The following is a 16198-nucleotide window of genomic DNA, read 5'->3' as shown; positions in this document are numbered from 1 at the left end:
TTAGTGCCCCTTATTGCGCCTACCAGAGAATGACAGCCGCCGTTACCAGCAAGTTGATCAGCGTCAGCGGCAGGCAGATTTTCCAGCCGAAGGACATTACCTGGTCATAACGCGGACGCGGTAACGACGCACGAATCAAAATGAACATCATCATAAAGAACGCGGTTTTCAGCGCGAACCAGATGAATGGCGGTAAGAACGGGCCTTGCCAGCCACCGAAGAACAGCGTCACCATCAATGCGGAGATGGTCACAATCCCGATGTATTCGCCCACGAAGAACAGACCGAACTTCATGCCGGAATATTCAATGTGGTAACCATCCGCCAGTTCCTGCTCGGCTTCCGGCTGGTCAAACGGGTGACGGTGACACACCGCCACGCCCGCGATGGCAAAGGTAATAAAACCAAAGAATTGCGGGATGACGTTCCACACGTGCGCCTGGCTGTTAACGATGTCGGTCATGTTGAATGAACCGGCCTGCGCCACCACGCCCATCAGGGAAAGCCCGAGGAACACTTCGTAGCTCAGGGTCTGCGCAGAAGCACGCATCGCACCCAGCAGCGAGTATTTGTTGTTACTTGACCAGCCCGCAAACAGCACCGCGTAAACCGCCAGACCTGCCATCATCAGGAAGAACAAAATCCCGATGTTCAGGTCGGCAACTACCCAACCCGGACTGACTGGCACAATCGCAAAGGCCAGCAGCAGCGAGGTAAAGGCAATCATCGGTGCCAGGGTAAAGATGACGCGATCCGAGAATTTCGGGATCCAGTCTTCTTTAAAGAACATTTTGATCATGTCCGCGACCAGCTGGAGCGAACCGCCCCAGCCAACACGGTTAGGTCCGTAACGGTTCTGGAACAGACCCAGCAGGCGACGTTCGCCAAAGCTCATGAATGCCCCGCAGGTGACAACCACCAGCAGGATCACCACCGCTTTGAGGATGGTCAGCAGGATCTCAATCAGTTCCGGTGATATCCAACTCATTGTTGTGCCTCCTTGAGATCCTCAAGATGCGCGCCAGCCAGCACCGGAGCAATACCGGACATGCCCATCGGCAAGCCCACCTGCCCTGCCGTCAGTCCTTCGGCGATTTCAACCGGCAGCGTGACCGTGTTGCCATCGTAACTAAAGGAGACGCGTGTACCCGCGTTCACTCCCAACTTCGCGGCATCCGCTGGGTTGAGTTTGATGTACGGTTGCGGCATACGGCTCTGGAAGACCGGAGCACGCTGTGACAATTCATCGCTGCCAAACAGGTGGTAGTACGGCGCGATACGCCATTTCCCTTCCTGCGGCTGGAAGCGTGCCGGTACGCTGGTGAAGTAATCCAGACCGTTTTCGCTGGTTTCAAACAGACGCACGCCCGGATCGCCAAAACGCAGTTTGCCGCCCACTTCGTCCTGGAATTTGTTCCACGCCTGCGGGGAGTTCCAGCCCGGCGCCCAGGCAAACGGCACTTGCGAACGGTGCGCGGTCGGCTGGTTGTTACCCTCCATTGAGAAGGTGAACATGGTGTCAATATCCTGCGGCTGACGCGGCTCATGAACGCTGATGTTGGCGCGCATGGCGGTACGACCACTGTAACGGTGCGGCTCACGGGCCAGTTTCTGACCACGAATACGGAATGTCGCATCCGGCGCAGCATCTTTGATTCCCGCTAGTTCCGGAATTTTCGCCACAACAGCGTCAATCACATGGTCGAGCTGCGTCCAGTCCACTTCACGGCTCAGCAGGGTACTGTGCAGCGAGTGCAGCCAGCGCCAGCTTTCCAGCATCACAGTTTTGCTGTCGTAATAAGCCGGATCGTAAACCTGGAAGAAACGTTGGGCGCGGCCTTCGTTGTTGATCACCGTACCGTCGCTTTCAGCAAAGCTGGCGGCGGAAAGTACCAGATGGGCGTTTTCCATAATCGCTGTGCGTTGATGGTCAACCACCATCACCAGCGGCGCTTTAGCCAGCGCAGCATTCACGCGGGTAGCGGAAGCGTGACGATGCAGATCGTTTTCCAGCACCACCACCGCGTCGGCGCGTCCGGTTTCCAGTTCGGTTAACGCTTCTTCAAGCGATCCACCGCCCATAATGCCCAGCCCCATGCTGTTGACGGAACGGGCAATCATGGTGATACCGACGTCAGCGCCGCGACCTTTCAGGGCTTTCGCCACGTTAGCAGCTGCCTGAATCACTTCAGCGCTACCAGCGTTCGTCCCGGAGATAATTAACGGTTTCTTCGCACCTGCCAGTGCCTGCACGATGACGTCGATTTTGCTTTGCAGTTCAGGCTCGATACCCTCAACCGCTGGCGCGGAGTTATCCAACGCATGAGCAATGGCAAAACCTAAACGCGCCTGATCTTCAACCGGTGCGCGGTAAGTCCACGCCGCGATATCATCCAGACGGGTGTCATCAACGTTAGTCACAAACAGCGGATGCTTCGCACGTTGGCCAATGTTGAGGATTGCCGCAATCTGCCAGTCAGCCACTTTCTGTGCTGCCGCCATTTCGCGTGCTTTACCTTTCACCGCCTGACGCACTGCCAGCGCAACGCGTGCGCCGGTCTGGGTAACGTCTTCGCCCAGCACCAGTACCGCATCGTAAGATTCAATTTCGCGTAAGGCCGGAGTATAAATGCCGCCTTCGCGCAGAACTTTTAGCGCCAGTTGCAGACGTTCCTGCTCACCGTGAGCGATACCGGTATAGAAGTTTTCTTCGCCCACCAGCTCACGCAGCGCAAAGTTGCTTTCCACGCTGGCACGCGGAGAACCGATGCCGATGACTTTCTTCGACTGACGCAGAATATCTGCCGCGCCCTGCATTGCCTGTTCGGCGTTGAGGGTAATGAAATCATCGCCACGACGCTGTACTGGCTGACGCGGACGGTCTTTCAGGTTGACGTAGCCGTAACCGAAACGACCTCGGTCGCAGAGGAAGTAGTGGTTTACCGTACCGTTGTAACGGTTTTCGATACGACGCAGTTCGCCATAACGCTCGCCAGGGCTGATGTTACAGCCGATGGAACATTGCTGGCAGATGCTCGGCGCAAACTGCATATCCCATTTACGGTTATAACGCTCGGAGTGCGTTTTGTCGGTGAATACGCCGGTCGGGCAAATTTCGACCAGGTTACCGGAGAATTCGCTTTCCAGGGTGCCGTCTTCCGGGCGACCGAAGTAGACGTTGTCATGTGCACCGTAAACGCCCAGATCTGTACCGTCAGCGTAATCTTTGTAGTAACGCACGCAGCGGTAGCAGGCGATGCAACGGTTCATTTCGTGAGAGATGAACGGCCCCAGATCCTGATTGCGGTGGGTACGTTTGGTGAAACGGTAGCGACGGAAGCTGTGTCCGGTCATCACGGTCATATCCTGAAGATGGCAGTTACCGCCCTCTTCACATACCGGACAATCGTGCGGGTGGTTGGTCATCAACCACTCGACCACGCTTTCACGGAACTGTTTCGCTTCTTCGTCGTCAATGGAAATAAAGGTGCCATCGGAAGCCGGTGTCATACAGGACATCACCAGGCGACCACGCGTGTCTTCCGCGTTTTGGTATTGCTTCACCGCACACTGGCGGCAAGCACCGACGCTTCCCAGCGCCGGATGCCAGCAAAAGTAAGGAATATCAAGGCCCAGAGACAGACAAGCTTCCAGCAGGTTGTCCGCTCCGTTAACCTCGTATTCTTTGCCGTCTACATGAATTGTAGCCATTAGCATGCTTCCAGTTTTCTCAGTCAGAGACTGAGCGTTAATCGAAATTCGGTTACCAGCGCTCTTTCAGCAGGTTCGGCTGAATCCCATTAATCAAATGGGTATTGCTGAACGGCTGTTTGATTCCCGCCTCAAATTCTTCGCGGAAATATTTGATGGCGCTCTGTAACGGCTCCACTGCACCAGGTGCGTGGGCACAGAAAGTTTTACCCGGACCCAAGAATCGACACAGTTGCTCAAGTGTTTCGATATCGCCCGGCTGACCTTCGCCACGCTCCAGCGCGCGCAGAATTTTCACGCTCCACGGCAAACCGTCGCGGCACGGCGTACACCAGCCGCAGGACTCACGGGCGAAAAACTCTTCCAGGTTACGCACCAGCGACACCATGTTGATCTCGTGATCAACCGCCATCGCCAGCGCCGTACCCAGACGGCTGCCCGCTTTACCGATACTTTCGAATTCCATCGGCAGGTCAAGGTGCGCTTCGGTCAGGAAGTCAGTGCCCGCACCGCCAGGCTGCCAGGCTTTGAATTTCAGGCCGTCACGCATACCACCGGCGTAATCTTCGAGGATCTCGCGTGCGGTAGTGCCGAACGGCAGTTCCCACAGGCCCGGATTTTTCACCCGACCGGAGAAGCCCATCAGCTTGGTGCCAGCATCTTTGCTTTTCGAGATGTTCTGATACCACTCCACGCCGTTAGCGAGGATCGCCGGAACGTTACACAGGGTTTCGACGTTGTTGACACAGGTCGGTTTGCCCCAAACGCCAGAGGTTGCCGGGAAGGGGGGCTTCGAGCGTGGGTTAGCGCGACGCCCTTCCAGGGAGTTGATTAACGCTGTTTCTTCCCCGCAGATGTAGCGCCCTGCCCCGGTATGGACGAACAGTTCGAAATCGAAACCTGTTCCCATAATGTTTTTGCCAAGCAGCCCTGCTTCGGTGGCTTCGGCAATGGCACGGCGCAGATTCACTGCCGCCTCGATATATTCGCCACGCAAGAAGATGTAGCCACGATAAGCTTTCAGCGCAAATGCGGAAATGAGCATACCTTCCACCAGCAGGTGCGGCAGTTGCTCCATCAGCAGGCGGTCTTTATAAGTGCCCGGCTCCATTTCATCGGCGTTACACAGCAGGTAACGGATGTTCATGGATTCGTCTTTCGGCATCAGGCTCCATTTCAGGCCAGTCGAGAAGCCCGCACCGCCGCGCCCTTTCAGGCCAGCGTCTTTAACCTGATTGACGATCTCGTCCGGAGACAGCCCGGTCAGCGCCTTACGCGCTCCTTCGTAACCGTTTTTGCTGCGATATTCGTCCAGCCACACTGGCTGTTTGTCATCACGCAGACGCCAGGTCAGCGGATGCGTTTCGGGAGTACGGATAATGTTTTTCATTTATACCGCTCCAGCAGTTCAGGAATCGCTTCTGGGGTCAGATGCGCGTGAGTGTCCTCATCGATCATCATGTTTGGCCCTTTGTCGCAGTTCCCCAGGCAGCAAGTTGGCAGCAGCGTAAAGCGACCGTCAAACGTCGTTTGCCCTGGTTTGATGTTCAGTTTTTTCTCCAGTGCCGCCTGAATGCCCTGGTAACCGTTAATGTGACAGACCACGCTGTCGCAATAACGGATCACATGGCGACCAACCGGCTGGCGGAAGATCTGGCTGTAGAAAGTAGCCACGCCTTCGACATCACTTGCGGGAATACCCAGAACGTCAGCGATCGCGTGGATCGCGCCGTCTGGCACCCATCCACGCTGTTTCTGAACGATTTTCAGCGCTTCAATGGACGCCGCACGCGGGTCTTCGTAGTGGTGCATCTCGTGCTCAATCGCTTCACGCTCAGCCGCACTCAGCTCAAAAGCCTCGGTTTGTGGTTGTTGATTCTCGTGCATAATTAGCGGTCCACATCTGACATAACAAAATCGATACTGCCCAGATAAACAATCAGGTCAGACACCAGGCTGCCGCGGATCGCTGCCGGAATTTGCTGCAAATGCGCATAACTCGGCGTACGGATACGGGTGCGATAACTCATGGTGCTGCCGTCGCTGGTCAGGTAGTAACTGTTGATCCCTTTGGTCGCCTCAATCATCTGGAAAGATTCATTGGCAGGCATCACCGGCCCCCACGACACTTGCAGGAAGTGGGTGATCAGGGTTTCGATATGTTGCAACGTGCGCTCTTTCGGCGGCGGCGTGGTCAGCGGGTGATCCGCTTTGAACGGGCCTTCCGGCATGTTGTTGAGGCACTGCTCAAGAATGCGCAGACTCTGACGCAATTCTTCCACTTTCAGCATTACGCGGGTGTAGCAGTCAGAAACACCACCACCAACCGGGATTTCAAAGTCGAAGTTTTCATAGCCAGAATAAGGGCGCGCCTTACGCACATCGAAGTCGATCCCGGTAGCACGCAGGCCCGCGCCAGTGGTGCCCCACTCCAGCGCCTCTTTCGCGCCGTAGGCGGCTACGCCCTGGGAACGGCCTTTCAGAATCGTGTTTTGCAGCGCCGCTTTCTCATAAGACGCCAGACGTTTCGGCATCCAGTCGAGGAACTCACGCAGCAGGCGATCCCAGCCGCGCGGCAGGTCGTGCGCTACGCCGCCAATACGGAACCACGCCGGGTGCATACGGAAACCAGTGATTGCTTCCACCAGATCGTAAATTTTCTGACGATCGGTAAAGGCGAAGAACACTGGCGTCATCGCGCCGACGTCCTGAATAAAGGTCGAGATGTACAGCAGATGGCTGTTAATGCGGAACAGTTCGGAGAGCATTACGCGGATCACGTTAACGCGATCTGGTACGGTGATCCCGGCCAGTTTCTCTACCGCCAGTACATACGGCATCTCGTTAACACAGCCACCGAGATATTCGATACGGTCGGTATACGGAATGTAGCTGTGCCATGACTGGCGCTCGCCCATTTTCTCCGCACCACGATGGTGGTAACCGATGTCTGGTACGCAGTCGACAATCTCTTCGCCATCAAGTTGCAAAACGATACGGAAAGCACCGTGCGCCGACGGGTGGTTCGGACCGAGGTTGAGGAACATGAAGTCTTCATTTTCGGTGCCACGCTTCATCCCCCACTCTTCCGGTTTGAAGGTCAGGGCTTCCATCTCCAGATCCTGTTTGGCTTTGGTCAGCTCAAACGGCGAGAATTCGGTAGCGCGCGCCGGGTAATCTTTACGCAGCGGGTGACCTTTCCAGGTTTGCGGCATCATGATGCGGCGCAAATTGGGGTGACCATCGAAAGTAATGCCAAACAGATCCCAGGTTTCACGCTCATACCAGTTAGCGTTCGGGAACAGCTTGGTGAAGGTCGGTACGTGCAGGTCGTTTTCTGCCAGCGCCACCTTCAGCATGATGTCGCGGTTACGATCAATAGAAATCAGATGGTAGAAAACGGAAAAATCCGCGGCAGGTAACCCTTCGCGGTGTGTGCGCAGACGTTCGTCCATGCCGTGTAAGTCAAACAGCATGACGTAAGGTTTCGGCAGTTTCTTTAAGAAATCACCCACTTCCAGTAATTGTTCACGCTTGATCCACACAACGGGAACCCCGGTGCGAGTCGCCTGAACAGTAAAGGCATCCGGCCCAAAACGGTTGCGCAGTTCGCCAATCACCGGATCATCAAGATGATCGCGGGTCTGCCAGGCGGGTTCTTGCGCGGTTAAGTCGGTCATATTGTTCACCATTGCAAATGGTCCGTGGTGACTGTCGGCGCAGTAAGCTTCGCGAAATAGATTTAGGAATAAGCGAAGAAAAATCCCTTTGCCGACAGGCGCAAATTAAATCTCGTCAGGTGTACGCAGGTTGGTTACGGCAATGCGTTCACCGCGCTTGCGTTCGCGCTCTGATTGCATATTGGCGCGATAAACGCCCTGATCGCCAACCACCCAGGAGAGCGGACGACGTTCTTTACCGATAGATTCCTGCAACAGCATCAGTGCCTGCATGTACGCTTCAGGACGTGGCGGGCAGCCCGGGATATACACATCAACCGGAATGAATTTATCGACGCCCTGCACAACGGAATAAATATCGTACATACCGCCAGAGTTGGCACAGGCACCCATTGAGATAACCCATTTTGGTTCCAGCATCTGGTCATACAGACGCTGAATAACCGGTGCCATTTTGGTAAAGCAGGTTCCTGCAACCACCATCAGGTCAGCCTGACGCGGCGAAGCACGCAATACTTCTGCGCCAAAACGTGCCACGTCATGCACCGCGGTAAACGAAGTCACCATCTCAACGTAACAGCAGGAAAGACCGAAGTTATACGGCCAAATTGAGTTTTTACGACCCCAGTTAACCATGTCATTGAGCTTGCCCATAAACACGTTTTTGTTAACTTCTTGCTCCAGAGGGTCGGTTACGATCTCCTGCTTTTGCAGGGGGTAACGGTCGTTCTCACCGTTGGGATCTATGCGGGTGAGCGTATAATCCATCTTAATGCCTCGCGGTTAGCGTTGACGATTAGCGATACTGTTCGTTTCCGGGTTCATACGCTCGCGGCGTGAACGCGCGGGCGTCCAGTCCAGCGCGCCAATACGCACCAGATAAACCAGACCTGCCAGTAACACAAAAATAAAAATTGCAGCTTCCACAAAGCCTACCCAGCCGCTTTCGCGGATAGAAGTTGACCATGCGAACAGATACAGCGCTTCAACGTCGAAGATAACGAAGAACATGGCCACCAGATAAAACTTGGCGGACAGGCGTAAGCGGGCGGAGCCGACCGAGTCGATACCTGATTCAAACGGAACGTTTTTCGACCTCGCGCGTGCGCGACCGCCTAAAAACCAACCGCCTACCAGCATCAGGCAACACAGGCCAATGGCAACGATAAGAAAGATAGCGAATGCCCAGTGATGAGCGATGACTTCAGTGGATGTTGACATACTCATTGCTTACTCATCAAAAGTAGCGCCAGATTCACTGCTCTTCACGGCAGATGGACGCCACATCGATTCATGGGGAGGAATAAAAAAAACCTTACAATCACTGTAGAAACTCTTTTATACAGCTAATTGATGTGGTCTTTTACTCCTTTTTATAACCTTTTGTCAACTTTAACAAAAGTTTCTTCACATTAGTTTACATAATATCAACACCATTAGCATTTAATGCCCTTTCACCCCAGATCCTTGACGACTCCAGGATAATTAGATGTTGTTGAATCGTGTCCGTTGTGAAGCAATGGAAAAAATACGGGTCTATTTTGACAGGAATTTGTGTCGATTCCTCCCCCCAAAAGAGAGTATTTTCTTGATCTGTGACACGCTTTTGTCATTCCATAACAAAAACGCAGCAACAAATTTACGTATTTTTTAACATCATTGTAGCAGGTGATTTTTTTCAGGCGATTATTTGTGCGTTCGGGACGTGAATCTCTGGTGATTGAAAAATGAACAGTTTTGTGCGTTCTGCACGATACGAGGAAGGCTTTTTACTAAAAAAAAGCCGCTGGGGTTTAAAACACCCCCAGCGGCTCGTTTTTACACTATTGTCTTAGAAATTATCTATGGTCCGTCGATTACTCGATATCCCTTTCAATTAACAATGAGTCATCGCCTTCCGGAGCAGACATTGGGCTGTATTGCCACGGATTATGGTAGCTCTCCATCGCCTGATAGATCACCTGGGCCAGCTCATTATTACTGGACGGGTCATAGCACAGCAAATATTCGGTATCGGGTAGCGGCGGTAAGCCATCTACTCCACTCAGCACACGCAGGTCTGGACTCATCATCTCGACCGGCCTTGCCGTCACGCCAAGACCGGCTTTCACTGCCGCACGAACGGCCGGAAGCGTCGAGGCGACATAAGCCAGTCGCCATGGAATATCTGCTTTATTAAGCGTCGCCAGCACCATATCGCGAAACGGGCTAGGATCATCCAGCAATACAAGAGGGATCGGCTCGCCTTTTTGCAATACGTATTCCGCTGCGCAGTACCAGTGTGTTGGCGAGGTACGCAGGTTCAATGCCTTAAACGTTGAAGGACGATGGGTGGTTACCATCAAATCCACTTCCTGGGATTCCAGCATTTCTGCCATATAGGCATTACGTTTAACGCGGACATCCAGCGCTAGTTTCGGATAAACCGAACTCACGCGATTTAACAGGAAAGGTAAGATCGTATCGGCAGATTCATCTGAAGCACCGATAGTTAACACGCCCTGAAGATTGCTGAACATTAATGATGAGCAGGCCTCATCATTAAAACGCAGGATTTTCCTGGCGTAACCAAGAAGTTGAATGCCATGTTCAGTTAACAGTTTGTTGCGACCGTGACGAGCGAACAGTTCTTTCCCAACGAGTTGTTCCAGACGCTGCATTTGCTGACTTACGGCGGACTGAGTACGACACACAGCGGCAGCTGCGGCAGCAAAAGTGTTCAGATCGGCAACAGCAACAAATGTTCTCAGCAGATCGAGGTCGAGGTTAATTATCGGACGATTTGCACTTATCATATATTATCACTTACTGGCGGCTCGTACTGAGCTGGTTAATGCTGTGCACACACAAACAAGCAATTCCATTTGTAATGTGCCTCCCTGGCAGTTTCATCCGGAACCCGGACGAAAGTAAAAATGCATATGAGTTGCACTAAAAAAGCGACTCACATTGTTCCGTTATAATGCCTGAAGTAGATCACAGAATATATCTTCAGGAATCGCATATCTATTAAGTTACTCACTCTTTTGTATTTATGACATGCGCGTGTTTGTATAAATGTAAATGTGAGTCCTTGTTCCACTCTCGTGCAGCATCGCTGGTCATACGCGAACACGTACAAACAGCAATGGTGAGGCGGCATCAAGAGCAGGGATCCGTCATTTATGCGAGCATTTTACCCCAAAAACCTTTTATTTATAAGGGTCATTGCGAATTATCTGATGCAAAGTTATGTTATGTTAGGCAAAGTAATCTTCTATTATTAATAAGCACAACAAAACCTTTTTGAATATTAAATAATAATTAATTAGCATCATCCTCATTCATTAATCCCGCTTAACAATAGTTTCACACCTTGCACCCATTACGACACCTCGGAAATCATCACGCTGTTAAACTCTCCGTAATGCGGAAATATCATCATCACGATTCATTAGTGAATTCTTAAACGAGGCATTTTCAAACAATTATCTTACAGATAAAAAAACCACACTCACAATTAAGAATCAGAACAATTAACTACATAACATTAATTATTAAGCATATACATCTCATTATTTTGCCATTATTAAGTTATTAACAGCACAATCAAGCCTTCCCCTCTGGCAAAATCTTATTCTGCAGACCTTCAAAACGCCGTCCTGGGGGAGTACATTGTTCTAAGCTGACTTCCACGGCAGGGAGTGGCGATAACAGCAAAAAAGGTCAAGATTCATGTCCCCCATTGAAAAATCCAGCAAATTAGAGAATGTCTGTTACGACATCCGTGGTCCGGTGCTGAAAGAAGCAAAACGCCTGGAAGAAGAAGGTAACAAGGTACTGAAACTGAACATCGGCAATCCTGCCCCGTTCGGTTTTGACGCGCCAGATGAAATCCTCGTTGACGTGATTCGCAACCTGCCTACCGCTCAAGGGTATTGCGATTCCAAAGGGCTTTACTCCGCGCGTAAAGCCATCATGCAGCACTACCAGGCTCGTGGCATGCGTGATGTTACCGTGGAAGATATTTACATCGGCAATGGTGTATCGGAGCTTATCGTTCAGGCAATGCAGGCATTGCTGAACAGCGGGGACGAAATGTTGGTTCCTGCACCTGATTACCCACTATGGACCGCGGCGGTTTCGCTCTCCAGCGGTAAAGCGGTGCATTATCTTTGCGATGAATCCTCTGACTGGTTCCCGGACCTTGATGATATTCGCGCTAAAATTACGCCTCGTACGCGTGGGATCGTTATTATCAACCCAAATAACCCAACCGGCGCGGTATATTCCAAAGAGCTTTTAATGGAGATTGTGGAGATTGCACGTCAGCATAATCTCATTATCTTCGCCGATGAAATTTATGACAAAATTCTCTACGACGACGCTGAGCATCACTCAATTGCGCCGCTGGCACCTGATCTGCTGACCATTACCTTTAACGGATTGTCGAAAACGTACCGCGTTGCAGGCTTCCGTCAGGGGTGGATGGTGTTGAACGGGCCGAAAAAACACGCCAAAGGTTACATCGAAGGTCTGGAAATGCTGGCTTCAATGCGCCTGTGTGCTAACGTTCCTGCGCAACACGCCATTCAGACCGCACTAGGCGGTTATCAGAGCATCAGTGAATTTATTACTCCCGGCGGGCGTCTTTATGAGCAGCGTAACCGCGCGTGGGAATTGATCAACGACATTCCGGGCGTTTCCTGCGTGAAACCGCGCGGTGCGCTGTATATGTTCCCGAAAATCGACGCTAAACGCTTTAACATTCACGACGACCAGAAAATGGTGCTGGATTTCCTGTTGCAGGAAAAAGTCCTGCTGGTTCAAGGGACAGCATTCAACTGGCCGTGGCCGGATCACTTCCGCATTGTCACACTACCACGTGTTGATGATATCGAGCTGTCTTTGAGTAAGTTCGCGCGTTTCCTTTCTGGTTATCATCAGCTGTAATCTTAATTTCACTGCCGGAGATTGCATCCGGCAGTGTTATCCCGCCACAATGACCTGATGATGTCATCATACGTAAGGTCACTATGAAACAGAGCCATTTTTTTGCCCATCTCTCCCGCCTGAAACTCATTAACCGCTGGCCACTAATGCGCAACGTGCGGACGGAAAATGTGTCCGAACACAGTTTGCAGGTAGCGATGGTCGCCCATGCGCTGGCAGCTATCAAAAATCGTAAATTTGGCGGTAATGTCAACGCCGAACGTATCGCTTTACTGGCGATGTACCACGATGTCTCAGAAGTTCTCACCGGCGATCTCCCTACTCCGGTGAAATACTTCAATTCGCAAATCGCTCAGGAATACAAGGCTATTGAAAAAATCGCTCAGCAAAAACTGGTCGATATGGTTCCGGAAGAGCTGCAGGATATCTTTGCGCCGTTAATTGACGAGCATGCATACAGCGATGAAGAGAAATCTCTGGTGAAACAGGCAGATGCACTGTGTGCATATCTGAAATGTCTGGAAGAACTCGCGGCGGGAAATAATGAATTCTTGCTGGCAAAAACGCGACTGGAAGCGACGCTTGAAGCGCGCCGCAGCCAGGAGATGGACTACTTCATGGAAGTCTTTGTTCCCAGCTTCCATCTTTCGCTCGATGAGATTAGCCAGGATTCACCGCTGTAAGCAGCCGGAGTCTGCGTCGCATCAGGCAATAAGCGCCGGATGCGACATCAGGCTCTTGTCAAAACGGAAACAGCATCGGGATCATCACCACACAAACCGCCATCACGATAATGGTGAACGGTACCCCCAACTTCACAAAGTCACTGAAGCTGTAATTTCCCGGGCCTAAAACCAGTGTGTTAACAGGTGAAGAAACCGGTGTCATAAAGGCGGCGGATGCTGCCATCGCCACGACCATCGCAAATGGATAAGGCGACACACCCATCGTTTTGGCAGCAGCCAGCGCAATCGGAGCCATCAACACCGCCGTTGCGGTATTAGAGATAAATAGCCCAATAACCGCCGACAAGACAAACAAACAACCCAGCATCATATGTGGCCCGTAACCTCCGCCAATGTCCATCAGCCCTTTCACCGCCAGCGCGACACCTCCCGTTTTCTGTAATGCCACAGCAAACGGCATCATCCCAACGATCAAAATAATGCTCGGCCAGTGAATGGATTTATAGGCGCTTTCAGCATCGATACAACGGAATTTCCCCATCAGCAGGCAGGCGATGATAGCGGCAACAGGATTAGGGATTTCATCGGTAAGCATTAACGCTACCATCAACACCAGGCAAAAAATGGCATGAGGTGCCTGACTGTGTGCTGGCGATGCTTCACTCACCTCTTCGGGTAAGTTCAGCGCCACAAAGTCACGCCCCTGTTTTGCCAGCATACCGATCAGTTTCCAGTTACCCACAACCAGGATGATATCGCCCAGCAGCAGAGGCTCATCCGCCAGCGAACCTTCCATCGCCTCGCCATTGCGCTTTAGCCCCACCACATTCAGTCCGTAACGGGTACGAAAACCAATTTCGCGCACCGATTTGCCAATAAGTTCTGACTCAGGAATTAATGAAATCTCTGCCATGCCCACATCAAGGGCTTGATCAGAAAAATACTCGCCGCGCAGTACCATCGGCTCCAGCAATTGCTCACTACAGAATTGCCGGAGATCGACATCAGCCGCAGACATATCAATAAGCAAAACGTCACGCGCGCGAAATTCAGAAACCCCGTTAACATTCACGATAACGCGACGAAAACGCCGCCAGCGTTCAACACCGATGACGTTAGCACCATAACGCTCACGTAATTTGAGATCGTCCAGTCGTTGACCAATCATTGGCGAACCGGGGCGAATAGCCAGACGACGCGCACGCCCGGTCAGTCGATATTCACGGATAAGATCGCGAAAGGTTCGACGCGTCCAGCCTTCGCGCTGTGGGGTCTGGGTATCCCCTTTCAGCATGAAACGCATCACTAACATATACAAAATACCCAGCACCAGCACGACCAGGCCAATAGGTGTTACGCTAAAGAAACTAAAACCATGATAGCCTTCACGCAGCAATTCACTGTTGACTACCAGGTTCGGCGGCGTCGCCACCAGCGTCATCATGCCGCTTATCAGCCCGGCAAAACTTAACGGCATCATCAGGCGCGACGGCGACGTTTGCATACGCATGGCAACGCTTAACACCACGGGAATAAAGATAGCGACAACACCGGTTGAACTCATAAATGCGCCGAGGCCCGCGACGGTCAGCATCAACAAAACCAACATTTTGATTTCACTGTTACCCGCCACTTTGACCAGCCATGTCCCCATTACGGTGGCAACACCGGTACGGACCAAACCATCGCCAATAATGAACAAGGCGGCAATCAGGACAACGTTAGGATCGGAAAAGCCGGAAAATACTTCGGGGACCGTCAGCGTTCCGCTTAATGCAAACGCGACAATAACAAACAAAGCGACCGCATCCATACGCACTCTGCCCGTCGCAAACAAGACGATGGCAACGGCCAGTAATGAAAGAACCCAAATCAATTCACCGTTCACAACTTATCCTTGTTAATTGAGGGGGATGACTTGATTCTGCCATAAAAAAGCCCCGACGAGACGGGGCTAAATCATGATCAGGTGTTTCACTGAATAATAACATCGCCATTTGGCTGTTTGGTCACAGTAATTTGCTCCAGACTGTGGAGGACTAAATCGACCTCATTCAGGCGCGGGGTATCTGCCGGAGCGTTAACCGCAATTACATGACAACCCGCCGCCAGGCCTGAAAGCACGCCAGCGGGAGCATCTTCCACCACCACACACTCTTGCGGCGCAAGCCCCAACAACTGCGCGCCTAAGAGATACGCATCAGGCTCTGGTTTTCCGCGCTTCACCCGCTCAGCGGTCACAAACACCTCTGGTGCGGGAAGTCCGGCTATTTTGTGGCGCGCTCGCGCTACGGGCATGGAGCCAGACGTCACAATGGCCCATGGAATCCCCACTTTATTCAGATGATTGAGTAAAGCGACTGCCCCCGGAAGTGCGGTAATACCTTCGGTTTCCGTGGCCTCGATTTGCTCCAGACGCGTAAATTCGGCAGCAATGTCTGCCTCGGATTTGCCCACCATAAAATGGCGCAAAGAGGTGATGGCCTGTTTACCGTGAATGAAAGCCAGCACCTCTTCCGGCGCTAACCCATGACGTCTGGCCCAGTTGCTCCACGCCCGTTCTACCGCAGGCAGGGAGTCCACCAGCGTTCCATCAAGATCAAACAGAAAACCTTTGCACCGCACATGGGCCTCCTCAGGCGTTGATAATTTGATTAATTTCGTTGGCGCTCAAATGGTACTGACGCGGGCAGGCATGCCACACATTAAGCATGCGCTGATATTTTTCCCACATTGGCGTCTGGGCGTTAAAACCGTGAGTTCCGGCGTCAAAATGGGTATAGCGCCCTTCCACATTAACCATAAAGCGGACATAACCGAGGTAACGTGCTTCAGTGGCGGCGTCAAAGCCGAGGAAGGTGACACGACGTTCATCGATGGACTGCTGGTCCTGCAAATTAGACCAGGACACATGCAACGCATGATACATCTCCATAATGTCGATGATAGTGCGGCAGGTTTCTTCTTTCAGCTCGCCAAACTCGCGATCCAGTTCACGCATCTGTAATCCATAACCACGCTCAATGATTGTTTGCAGGCGACGGTAACGTTCAGCATTTGCCGGATCAAGCATAGTCATCATTTTGTACTGGTTAGACAAAATAAGACGTTGCGCGTTGGTCATTTCCATTGTTGACTCCTGTATCACTCTACTACGGTGAAAAAAAAGAAGGCTGAGTATGCCTTCTT

General features: G+C 52.0%; 13 protein-coding genes. 2 read left to right on the top strand and 11 right to left on the bottom strand.

Annotation, left to right across the window (positions count from 1 at the left end; translation table 11 throughout):
• Positions 1 to 19 precede the first annotated feature (19 nt).
• The 8 genes from nuoH to lrhA all read right to left on the bottom strand — a co-directional run bounded on the left by nuoH (position 20) and on the right by lrhA (position 10186).
• On the bottom strand, positions 20 to 988 hold the full coding sequence (nuoH, locus tag AABJ99_RS07815) for an NADH-quinone oxidoreductase subunit NuoH (protein WP_039021421.1): 969 nt from the start codon (positions 986 to 988) through the stop codon (positions 20 to 22).
• Positions 985 to 3711: an NADH-quinone oxidoreductase subunit NuoG gene (gene nuoG, locus AABJ99_RS07810; RefSeq protein ID WP_032184698.1), complete on the bottom strand. Its 2727-nt coding sequence runs from the start codon at positions 3709 to 3711 to the stop codon at positions 985 to 987. The genes nuoH and nuoG overlap by 4 nt, the downstream gene beginning before the upstream one ends.
• A 52-nt stretch (positions 3712 to 3763) precedes the next feature.
• Positions 3764 to 5101: an NADH-quinone oxidoreductase subunit NuoF gene (nuoF, locus tag AABJ99_RS07805; protein ID WP_000789502.1), complete on the bottom strand. Its 1338-nt coding sequence runs from the start codon at positions 5099 to 5101 to the stop codon at positions 3764 to 3766.
• Positions 5098 to 5598, bottom strand: a complete 501-nt coding sequence (nuoE, locus tag AABJ99_RS07800) for an NADH-quinone oxidoreductase subunit NuoE (protein WP_000545042.1) — start codon at positions 5596 to 5598, stop codon at positions 5098 to 5100. The genes nuoF and nuoE overlap by 4 nt, the downstream gene beginning before the upstream one ends.
• 2 nt (positions 5599 to 5600) lie before the next feature.
• Entirely contained in the window at positions 5601 to 7403 is a 1803-nt protein-coding gene (gene nuoC, locus AABJ99_RS07795) for an NADH-quinone oxidoreductase subunit C/D (protein WP_000247878.1), read from the bottom strand.
• A 93-nt stretch (positions 7404 to 7496) separates the two neighbouring features.
• The gene (nuoB, locus tag AABJ99_RS07790) at positions 7497 to 8159 is read right to left on the bottom strand and encodes an NADH-quinone oxidoreductase subunit NuoB (RefSeq protein WP_000386733.1); all 663 of its coding nucleotides are present in this window, start codon (positions 8157 to 8159) and stop codon (positions 7497 to 7499) included.
• A 15-nt stretch (positions 8160 to 8174) separates the two neighbouring features.
• The gene (gene nuoA / locus AABJ99_RS07785) at positions 8175 to 8618 is read right to left on the bottom strand and encodes an NADH-quinone oxidoreductase subunit NuoA (protein ID WP_000062997.1); all 444 of its coding nucleotides are present in this window, start codon (positions 8616 to 8618) and stop codon (positions 8175 to 8177) included.
• A gap of 629 nt (positions 8619 to 9247) precedes the next feature.
• The gene (gene lrhA, locus AABJ99_RS07780; protein WP_000622290.1) at positions 9248 to 10186 is read right to left on the bottom strand and encodes a transcriptional regulator LrhA; all 939 of its coding nucleotides are present in this window, start codon (positions 10184 to 10186) and stop codon (positions 9248 to 9250) included.
• Positions 10187 to 11105: 919 nt separating this feature from the next.
• Here lrhA and alaA point away from each other — a divergent pair.
• Both alaA and yfbR read left to right on the top strand, forming a co-directional pair.
• On the top strand, positions 11106 to 12323 hold the full coding sequence (alaA, locus tag AABJ99_RS07775; RefSeq protein WP_000074527.1) for an alanine transaminase AlaA: 1218 nt from the start codon (positions 11106 to 11108) through the stop codon (positions 12321 to 12323).
• An 83-nt stretch (positions 12324 to 12406) separates the two neighbouring features.
• Positions 12407 to 13006 carry a 5'-deoxynucleotidase gene (gene yfbR, locus AABJ99_RS07770; protein WP_000813867.1) on the top strand — a complete coding sequence of 200 codons (600 nt, stop codon included), beginning with the start codon at positions 12407 to 12409 and terminating at the stop codon, positions 13004 to 13006.
• A gap of 58 nt (positions 13007 to 13064) precedes the next feature.
• Here yfbR and yfbS read toward each other — a convergent pair whose 3' ends face one another.
• From yfbS to yfbU, 3 genes are all read right to left on the bottom strand, one after another.
• Positions 13065 to 14897, bottom strand: coding sequence for an SLC13 family permease (gene yfbS, locus AABJ99_RS07765; RefSeq protein ID WP_001012889.1), 1833 nt, complete (start codon positions 14895 to 14897; stop codon positions 13065 to 13067).
• 86 nt (positions 14898 to 14983) lie between these two features.
• Positions 14984 to 15634 carry a hexitol phosphatase HxpA gene (gene hxpA, locus AABJ99_RS07760; RefSeq protein WP_039021420.1) on the bottom strand — a complete coding sequence of 217 codons (651 nt, stop codon included), beginning with the start codon at positions 15632 to 15634 and terminating at the stop codon, positions 14984 to 14986.
• Between the two features lie 10 nt (positions 15635 to 15644).
• Positions 15645 to 16139, bottom strand: coding sequence for a YfbU family protein (yfbU, locus tag AABJ99_RS07755; RefSeq protein ID WP_000426124.1), 495 nt, complete (start codon positions 16137 to 16139; stop codon positions 15645 to 15647).
• Positions 16140 to 16198: the final 59 nt, after the last annotated feature.

The sequence above is a fragment of the Escherichia coli genome, from assembly GCF_036503815.1.
GTDB lineage: Bacteria > Pseudomonadota > Gammaproteobacteria > Enterobacterales > Enterobacteriaceae > Escherichia > Escherichia coli_F.
Note: the sequence above shows the minus strand (reverse complement) of the source record. Positions and strands in the feature narration are given on the sequence as shown.